The sequence below is a fragment of the Phenylobacterium sp. genome, assembly GCF_035309685.1.
Classification (GTDB): Bacteria; Pseudomonadota; Alphaproteobacteria; order Caulobacterales; family Caulobacteraceae; genus Phenylobacterium.
In genome coordinates this window covers 41,549-48,621 of sequence record NZ_DATGEX010000051.1, presented here as the reverse complement: position 1 = coordinate 48,621, position 7,073 = coordinate 41,549, and the positions used below count along the sequence as shown (strand labels likewise).

General features: G+C 68.4%; 11 protein-coding genes. 5 read left to right on the top strand and 6 right to left on the bottom strand.

The genetic code is table 11. The features are described 5' to 3' along the window. Positions 1-782 (top strand): amidase family protein (locus tag VKQ35_RS16395; protein WP_324363536.1); only part of this gene is annotated, 782 nt, incomplete at its 5' end. A 49-nt stretch (positions 783-831) separates the two neighbouring features. Further along, entirely contained in the window at positions 832-1,041 is a 210-nt protein-coding gene (locus VKQ35_RS16390) for a hypothetical protein (protein WP_324363534.1), read from the top strand. Between the two features lie 9 nt (positions 1,042-1,050). On the opposite strand, the gene VKQ35_RS16385 is transcribed toward VKQ35_RS16390, so the two are convergent. Next, complete coding sequence (locus VKQ35_RS16385; RefSeq protein ID WP_324363533.1) at positions 1,051-1,281, bottom strand: hypothetical protein; 231 nt, start codon at positions 1,279-1,281, stop codon at positions 1,051-1,053. A gap of 102 nt (positions 1,282-1,383) precedes the next feature. On the opposite strand from VKQ35_RS16385, the gene VKQ35_RS16380 reads away from it, so the two are divergent. Further along, positions 1,384-1,797 carry a hypothetical protein gene (locus VKQ35_RS16380; RefSeq protein ID WP_324363531.1) on the top strand — a complete coding sequence of 138 codons (414 nt, stop codon included), beginning with the start codon at positions 1,384-1,386 and terminating at the stop codon, positions 1,795-1,797. On the opposite strand, the gene VKQ35_RS16375 is transcribed toward VKQ35_RS16380, so the two are convergent. Continuing rightward, positions 1,794-2,930, bottom strand: a complete 1,137-nt coding sequence (locus tag VKQ35_RS16375) for a serine hydrolase (RefSeq protein WP_324363529.1) — start codon at positions 2,928-2,930, stop codon at positions 1,794-1,796. The genes VKQ35_RS16380 and VKQ35_RS16375 overlap by 4 nt on opposite strands. A gap of 112 nt (positions 2,931-3,042) precedes the next feature. Between VKQ35_RS16375 and VKQ35_RS16370 the strand changes: the two genes are divergently transcribed. Beyond that, complete coding sequence (locus VKQ35_RS16370) at positions 3,043-4,113, top strand: GTP-binding protein (protein WP_324363527.1); 1,071 nt, start codon at positions 3,043-3,045, stop codon at positions 4,111-4,113. 13 nt (positions 4,114-4,126) lie between these two features. Here VKQ35_RS16370 and VKQ35_RS16365 read toward each other — a convergent pair whose 3' ends face one another. The 3 genes from VKQ35_RS16365 to VKQ35_RS16355 form a co-directional block, all read right to left on the bottom strand. Further along, positions 4,127-4,315, bottom strand: a complete 189-nt coding sequence (locus VKQ35_RS16365; protein ID WP_324363525.1) for a hypothetical protein — start codon at positions 4,313-4,315, stop codon at positions 4,127-4,129. Between the two features lie 136 nt (positions 4,316-4,451). Further along, positions 4,452-4,895: a biopolymer transporter ExbD gene (locus VKQ35_RS16360; protein WP_324363523.1), complete on the bottom strand. Its 444-nt coding sequence runs from the start codon at positions 4,893-4,895 to the stop codon at positions 4,452-4,454. Positions 4,896-5,057: 162 nt separating this feature from the next. Further along, entirely contained in the window at positions 5,058-5,501 is a 444-nt protein-coding gene (locus tag VKQ35_RS16355; protein WP_324363521.1) for a biopolymer transporter ExbD, read from the bottom strand. Positions 5,502-5,612: 111 nt separating this feature from the next. On the opposite strand from VKQ35_RS16355, the gene VKQ35_RS16350 reads away from it, so the two are divergent. Continuing rightward, entirely contained in the window at positions 5,613-6,584 is a 972-nt protein-coding gene (locus VKQ35_RS16350) for a WD40 repeat domain-containing protein (protein WP_324363519.1), read from the top strand. Here VKQ35_RS16350 and VKQ35_RS16345 read toward each other — a convergent pair whose 3' ends face one another. Then, positions 6,585-7,061: a hypothetical protein gene (locus VKQ35_RS16345; protein ID WP_324363516.1), complete on the bottom strand. Its 477-nt coding sequence runs from the start codon at positions 7,059-7,061 to the stop codon at positions 6,585-6,587. Positions 7,062-7,073 lie beyond the last annotated feature (12 nt).

Genomic DNA, 7,073 nt, shown 5'->3' with positions numbered 1-7,073 from the left:
TGCCGCAGCGGGGCCACAGCCCGCCCTACACCGACGGCGGCGGCATCGTGCTGGCGGTCCTGGGGCCCCTGGCGCGTTCGGCCGCGGACCTCGACCTGGCGCTGGACGTTCTGGCCGGGCCCGACGAGATCGAGGGCGTGGGCTACAGGCTCGCCTTGCCGCCGCCGCGCCACCAGACCCTGGCGGACCACCGGATCCTGCTGATCGACAGCCATCCGATGGCGCAGGCCGATGACGAGCTGCGCGCCGGCCTGGAAGGGCTCGCGGGCCGCCTGGAGGCCTTGGGCGCCAAGGTGGCGCGCTCAAGCGAGCTCCTGCCCGATCAAGCAGAGACCCAGGGCAATTACATGGCTCTGCTGCAGGCGGCGATGGCGCGGGGCAACCCCAGCGCGCCATCGATCACCGCGGCGGAGTGGATGAACCTGCTCGACGTGCAGGTGGCGTTCCGCCGCCGGCTGAAGACCCTGTTCGAAAGCTTCGACCTGGTGCTGACCTTCGTCCACGGGACGGCCGCCTTCCCCCATGACGACAATCCCGAGATGGGCGCGCGGACGATCGAGCTGAACGGCGAGCCTACGCCCTATTTCGCCCAGCTGGCCTGGATCGGCCTGGCGACGTTCGGCAATCTGCCGGCCACGGTGGCGCCCTTGGGTCAGACCCGGGCGGGCTTGCCGTTCGGCGTGCAGATCGTCGGGCCCTACCTGGAAGACCGCACCACAATTGGCTTCGCGCGCCTGCTGGAGCGGGAATTTGGCGGCTTCCGGCCGCCGCCCGGCTTTTGAGCACGACCTGGGGTAAGCAACCTTATCTGTCTGAATCCGTTAGGGTTGCATGCCCAGGATCATCATCAGCTGCCCGACCACCGGCGCGGACGTCCCCACCGGTCACCGCACCCAGGATTTCGATCTGGCCGCCGTCGTCGAGCCGCGCTCGTTTCGCTGCCCGGTCTGCCGCGAGGTCCATGCCTGGCGCGGCGCCGAGGCCCGCATCGAGGGCGGCCCGGCCCGCCTGGGCTTCGACGAGGCCGTCGCGCCCCACTAAGCCGGCGCCTTAGTCCCTGAGCGACTGCGCCAGGATTTCCAGCGTCAGCCGCGCCGCGGCCTTGGTGTCGTCAGGCTCCCCGCGCTCGAAGGTGACGATGCCGGCCTCGAACAGCTGATCGATTTCCTGCGCGGTCAGCAGACCCTTGCGCTTGAGTGTCGACAGCGTGCCGACGATGATGGCGTGCAGGGCCGCCAGCATGCCGGCCCGCTCCGCATCGGCCAAGATCGGGGTCTCCATGGGTCGCGTCCCTGTTGCAACAATCTGTCAGCTTCAGTTCATCCGCCGCCGATTGAATGTCCAGCGGCGGGTCCAAATCCCGCGTCATGCGTTGGAGGCGGCATGAACCGCACAGCCCTCATCATTCCCGCCCTCGCCCTGGCCGCCGCATCCTATGCCGCGACCGCCACCCACGCCGCCGAGCCGGACAAGGCCAAGACCGGCCAGGCCAACGTCGAAGCCACGTTCGGCAACACGGTCCTGTCGGTCTATCCCGACGGCCGCGCCCAGAAGATATGGCTGACGCCGGACCATAGCTGGACGGGGCTAAGCCGCCGCGGCAATCCGCTGGCCGGCACCTGGAGCGTTAAAGGCGAAAAGGTCTGCCTGAAACAGTCCAAGCCGCCGACCCTGCCGATCAGCGTCTGCCAGCCCTTCCCGGAAGATCCCGCCAAGGGGCTGGAGGCCAAGGACCTCACCGGCACGCCGATCCACCTGAAGCTGGTGAAGGGCCACGTCACCAAGGTCGAGGGTTAGGGACCGCTGACGGCCGGGGCGGCGTTGGCCGCCTGCTGCGTCTCGGCCGGGCGCCCCGCCACCGCCCAGTAGCTTTCCACCGCGCGCGCCACGCCGGCCATCAGCCGATGCCGTGCTGACGGCGGCTGGCTGGTCTGGCGGACCATCACGGCCACCGCGTAACTATGTCCATCTGGGGCGGTCATCAGGCCCACGTCATTGATGCCCACCGAGGCGCCGCGCCAGTCGGGGCCGGTGCCGGTCTTGTGGGCCAGGCTCCAACCTGGGGCCATGCCGGCGCGCAGGCGCAGCTGGCCGGTGCGCGCCTCGCCCATCAGGTCCAGCATGAAGTCGGTGGACGCGCGGCTGAGCAGCTCGCCGCGCTTCAGTTCGGCGAGCGCGGTGACGATGCCGAGCGGCGTCGCCCCATCCGGCGGATTGGCCAGGTAGTTGGCCAGGGCCTGATCGCGCACGTCGTCGGGCAGGCGCTCGCGGGCCTGTTTGAAGATCCAGGTGCGGCCGTATTCCGGCTTCCACTCCAGGCCCGCGGTCTTGGTCTGGACGTCGCGCTCGGTGCCCCCGACCGCCAGGCCCGCCAGATGCTTGTCGGCGATGTTCTGGGTCACGACGCCCGCGCCGCCGACCTCGCGGATCAGCCGGTCGTTGGCGGAATTGTCGCTCTCGATCAGCGCGTGGCGCAGCAGGTCGGCGAGCGTGATCGGAAAGCCGTTGGGGCCCCGGATGCGCGAGGCCAGGGGCTGGTAGAAGACGCTGCGGTCGTCATCGTGCAGCACCACGGTCTGGTCCAGCGACAGGCGCCGCTCGTCCACCGCCTGCATGACCGCCAGCGCCACCCAGAGCTTCGAGACGCTCTGCTGTGGGAAGGTTTCCTCGCCCAGCACCTGCGCCGTCCAGCCGGAGGTGACGTCGGCGACCGCGATGCCCACCGGTTCACGGTAGCCCGCGGCGATCCGTTCCAGAGTGGCCTGCAGCTCAGGCGGCGCGGGCGGGGCGTCGCGGCGGGCAAGCGGCGCGGCAGGGCCCTTGGTGTAGGCGATCTTCTGCGGCGCCAGGCGGCTCGCGCCCAGCCATCCCGCCGCCGCGCCCGCGGCCAGCAGCACCGCGGCGGCGCCGATCAGCAGCCTGGAACGCATCGGGCCACGCCGCGACCCTTGGGAAATCACACCAGTCATTGGGCCTACCCAGTAGCGCGCCCAGCTAAGAACGCCACTTTAGAAATCCGCCCGCCGGTCCTACATGGGGCGAATGAACGCGATCGCCAATCAAAAGACGCCCGTCACCGTGCTCACCGGCTACCTGGGCGCGGGCAAGACGACCCTGCTCAACCGCATACTCTCCGAGGATCACGGCAAGAAATACGCCGTCATCGTCAACGAGTTCGGAGAGGTCGGCATCGACAACGACCTGATCGTCGGCGCCGACGAAGAGGTCTTCGAGATGAACAACGGCTGCGTCTGCTGCACGGTGCGCGGCGACCTGATCCGCGTGGTGTCCGGCTTGATGAAGCGCAAAGGCGGCTTCGACGCGATCATCGTCGAGACCACCGGCCTGGCCGATCCCGGGCCGGTCGCCCAGACCTTCTTCGTGGACGACGACGTGCGGGCCAAGACGCAGCTCGACAGCGTCACCACCGTGGTCGACGCCAAGCACCTGCTGCTGCGGCTGGCGGATTCGAAGGAGGCGGCCGAGCAGGTGGCTTTCGCCGACCAGATCATCCTCAACAAGACCGACTTGGTCACCGAGGCCGAGCTGGCCGAGGTGGAGCGCGCGATTCGGCGGCTCAATCCGCTGGCCCCGATTCATCGGGCCCAGCGGTCCAACGTGCCGCTTGAGCTGGTGCTGGGACGCGGCTCCTTCGACTTGGCGCGGATCGAGCAGATCGAGCCCGACTTCCTGAACCCTGCCCACGGCGAGGCGGGGCACGTTCACGACGAACACTGCGACCACGACCATCATGATGACCACGGGCACGACCATCACGGCCACGATCATGGTCATGGGGGCCACGATATCGAGGCCAGCGGCATTCGTGGGATTTCGCTGACGGCGCACAAGCCGCTGAACGCCAACCGCGTCACGGCCTGGCTGAACGAGGTGCTGCAGGCCCAGGGCCCCGACATCCTGCGCGCCAAGGGCATCCTCGACGTGGCCGGCGAGGACCGGCGCCTGGTGTTCCAGGCGGTGCACATGATCCTGGAGGGTGACTTCCAGGGCCCGTGGCGCGATGGCGCGGACCGCTATTCGCGGCTGGTGTTCATCGGCCGCAACCTCGACGAAGCCAAGCTCCGCGAAGGGTTTGAGGCGACGATCGCCTAGCTAGGGATCGGCCTTAAGCGGCCATCGGGGCGCTCGCGACGTTGTGGCGGAGGATTTCCATCGCCACCACTTCCGGCTTCACGAGCCCGCAGCGGGCGGCTTCACGGCCTCCACGCCATTCGAGCACCAGCTGGTCGCCCTCCATCCGGTAACGGCCCCGGTGCGTCTTGTGGCCGACGGCCACCTGCACGGAATTCCACATCGTCTTCGCGCCTCGCGCTGTTATAGCGGCCGTTCTGGCCCCACCTAGACCTCCATGGTTAAGCCCAACGGGGTTACGGGCCGATTAATCGTGAACAGCGGGGTAGGCTTAACGTCGCCCGAGATATCCCCGCCACTCAGATTTCCTCGTTGATCAGGGCGACCTGGTAGAAGCCGTTGCCCTGCAGGGTGTTCATCACCGACATGAAGGCGCCGTAGCGGACGTGCTTGTCGGCGCGGATGTAGACGCGCTGCTGCGTGGGCGGCTGAGTCGGGTCCTGCGCCGTGAGGATCTTGCTGAGGTCGCCCGGCAGGGTGGCCAAGCGGCTCGCCGTCTCGCCGATGAAGACGCCGCCGTCGGCCTGCAGGTTGATTACCACCGGCGGCTTCGGGTGCTCATTCTCGGTGGGTTTCTTGGCCGGCGGCAGGTCGAGCTTGATGGCGGCGGTCGCGGGCGGCAGGGCGACCATGAAGATGATCAAGAGCACCAGCATGACGTCCACGAAGGGCGTGACGTTGATGTCGCTGTTCTGACCCAACTCGAAGCGCCCGCCGCCACTGCCGCCAAGCTTCGCGCCCATCTCCGTCTCCTCGAGTGCCCCGGCCCGCAGCCGCGTCCTGAAGGAAACGCTTGAATATTACATTCGTAAAGTCAGAAAATTACATTCGTCAAAATATGAGGCGCGAAAAAGCCCGCCGAGTCGCCCCGGCGGGCCCAATTTCTTCGCGAAGGATCCGACCGATCAGATCTCTTCGTTGATCAGGGCGACCTGATAGAAACCGTTGCCCTGCAGGGTGTTCATCACCGACATGAAGTCGGCGTAGCGCACCTGCTTGTCGGCGCGGATGTAGACGCGCTGCTGGGTGGGCGGAAGGGTCGGATCGTCCGCCGACAGCACCTTGGAGAGGTCCGCGGGCAGGGTGGGCAGGCTGGTCGGGCGCTCGCCGATGAACACGCCGCCGCCGGCCTGGATGTTGATCAGCACCGGTTCCTTCACCTTGGTCCCGGGCGGCGGCGGAATCGCCGGCGGCAGGTCGAGCTTGATCGCCGCCGTGGCCGGCGGGATCGCCACCATGAAGATGATGAGGAGCACGAGCATCACGTCCACGAACGGGGTGACGTTGATGTCGCTGTTCTGACCGAGGTCGAAGCGACCGCCGCCGCCACCGCCAAGCTTGGCGCCCATACGAAAATCCTTCCCTGAGGCGGTATGTCCGCCCTGTCCTTTACGAGTCCGCCGACCATTGGCAAGCCGCCGCGCCGTTGTAAAGCCCGAAGCCGCGATCTAGTTGGAGCCATGCAGTACGCCTTCGACGCCTACGTAACGGCGGTCTCGTTCGACAAGGCCGGCCGGGCGGTCTTCGCGCTCGGCGACGGCACGGTGCGCTTCGAGGGCGCGGACGCTGTCACGGCGCACGATGGGGCGGTCCTGGCCGCCTGCGCGCACCCCTCCGGCGAGGGGCTGATCACCGGGGGCGACGACGGCCGCTTGGTGTGGTCGCGGGGGTCAGGCGCCACAGAAATCGCCAACCTGCCCGGAAAATGGATCGATGCGGTGGCGGCCAGCGCCGCCTCCGGCCTGATCGCCTTCGCTTCCGGCCGCGAGGTCCAGGTGCGCGACACAGCCGACGCGGCGTTTTCGCGCAGCTTCGCGCATGAGAAGTCGGTGGCCGACCTGGCCTTCGAGCCGAAGGGCCGGCGCCTCGCCGCCGCCACCTACGGCGGGGTCTGGCTGTGGTACGCCCGCATCGAGGGCCAGAAGCCCGCCAAGCTCGCCTGGGCCGGCAGCCACGTGGCCTGCGCCTGGAGTCCGGACGGCAAGTTCCTGCTCAGCGCCATGCAGGAGAACCAGCTGCACGGCTGGCGCGTGGCCGACGAGAAGAACATGCGGATGGGCGGCTATCCGGCCAAGCCCAGGAGCCTGGCGTTCCTGAACAAGGGCAGCCTGCTCGCCACCTCCGGCGCCAATGGCGTGGTGGTCTGGCCCTTCGCGGGCGCCACAGGCCCGATGGGCAAGCAGGCCGCCGAGGTGGGCTACGACGAGGCCGCCATGGTGGTGGCCGTGGCTGGAACGCCGGCGCTGAACTGGGTGGCCGCCGGGCTCGACGACGGCCGCGTCTGGGCCTGCGACCTGGCCGGCCAGAAGATCACGCCGCTGAAGGCCGAGAAGGGCAGCCCGGTCACCGCGCTCGCCATCACCCCGGACGCACGGTGCGTGGCCTGGGGTTGCGAGGACGGCGCGGCCGGCGTGGCCGAGATCGAGCGCTAGCTATTTCTTGGCGGGCGGCGGGGCTTGGCCGATATCGGTCAGCAGGGCGGTGAACTTCTGCACATCGAGGTATTTCGCCATCCCTTGGATCTGGCCGGAGACGGCCGGGTCCTGCATCAGGCCGCCCATCGCTACCTGACCGAGGACGGTGAAGGACCCCTGGATGGCCCCCATGCCGTCGTTGCGGATCGCGTCCACCGTCTGCGAGCGACAATCCTGCGTCAGCAGGCGCTGCACCACGACGGCGATCTGCCTGTCGGCGTCGTCGCGCTGGGCCGGCGTGACGTTGGCCATCGCCTTGACCGACGGATGGGCGCTGATCGCCATGAACAGCCACGTCATGAGGCTGTCGCGGTCGCCGGGCGTGGTGGACTTCACCAGGCACTTGCCGAGGTCGTCGGTGGAGGGCCCGGCCCTGGCGACGCCGGAAAGGCCCAGGGCCAGAACCAATCCCATCGCCACCGCAGCCCGACGCATGACGTCCCCCTC

Excerpts from the sequence above, each read along its gene's own strand:
- VKQ35_RS16390 (WP_324363534.1), top strand. The coding sequence starts at position 832 with ATGCCCAGGATCATCATCAGCTGCCCGACCACCGGCGCGGACGTCCCC.
- VKQ35_RS16385 (WP_324363533.1), bottom strand. The coding sequence starts at position 1,281 with ATGGAGACCCCGATCTTGGCCGATGCGGAGCGGGCCGGCATGCTGGCG.
- VKQ35_RS16380 (WP_324363531.1), top strand. The coding sequence starts at position 1,384 with ATGAACCGCACAGCCCTCATCATTCCCGCCCTCGCCCTGGCCGCCGCA.
- VKQ35_RS16375 (WP_324363529.1), bottom strand. The coding sequence starts at position 2,930 with ATGCGTTCCAGGCTGCTGATCGGCGCCGCCGCGGTGCTGCTGGCCGCG.
- VKQ35_RS16370 (WP_324363527.1), top strand. The coding sequence starts at position 3,043 with ATGAACGCGATCGCCAATCAAAAGACGCCCGTCACCGTGCTCACCGGC.
- VKQ35_RS16365 (WP_324363525.1), bottom strand. The coding sequence starts at position 4,315 with ATGTGGAATTCCGTGCAGGTGGCCGTCGGCCACAAGACGCACCGGGGC.
- VKQ35_RS16360 (WP_324363523.1), bottom strand. The coding sequence starts at position 4,895 with ATGGGCGCGAAGCTTGGCGGCAGTGGCGGCGGGCGCTTCGAGTTGGGT.
- VKQ35_RS16355 (WP_324363521.1), bottom strand. The coding sequence starts at position 5,501 with ATGGGCGCCAAGCTTGGCGGTGGCGGCGGCGGTCGCTTCGACCTCGGT.
- VKQ35_RS16350 (WP_324363519.1), top strand. The coding sequence starts at position 5,613 with ATGCAGTACGCCTTCGACGCCTACGTAACGGCGGTCTCGTTCGACAAG.
- VKQ35_RS16345 (WP_324363516.1), bottom strand. The coding sequence starts at position 7,061 with ATGCGTCGGGCTGCGGTGGCGATGGGATTGGTTCTGGCCCTGGGCCTT.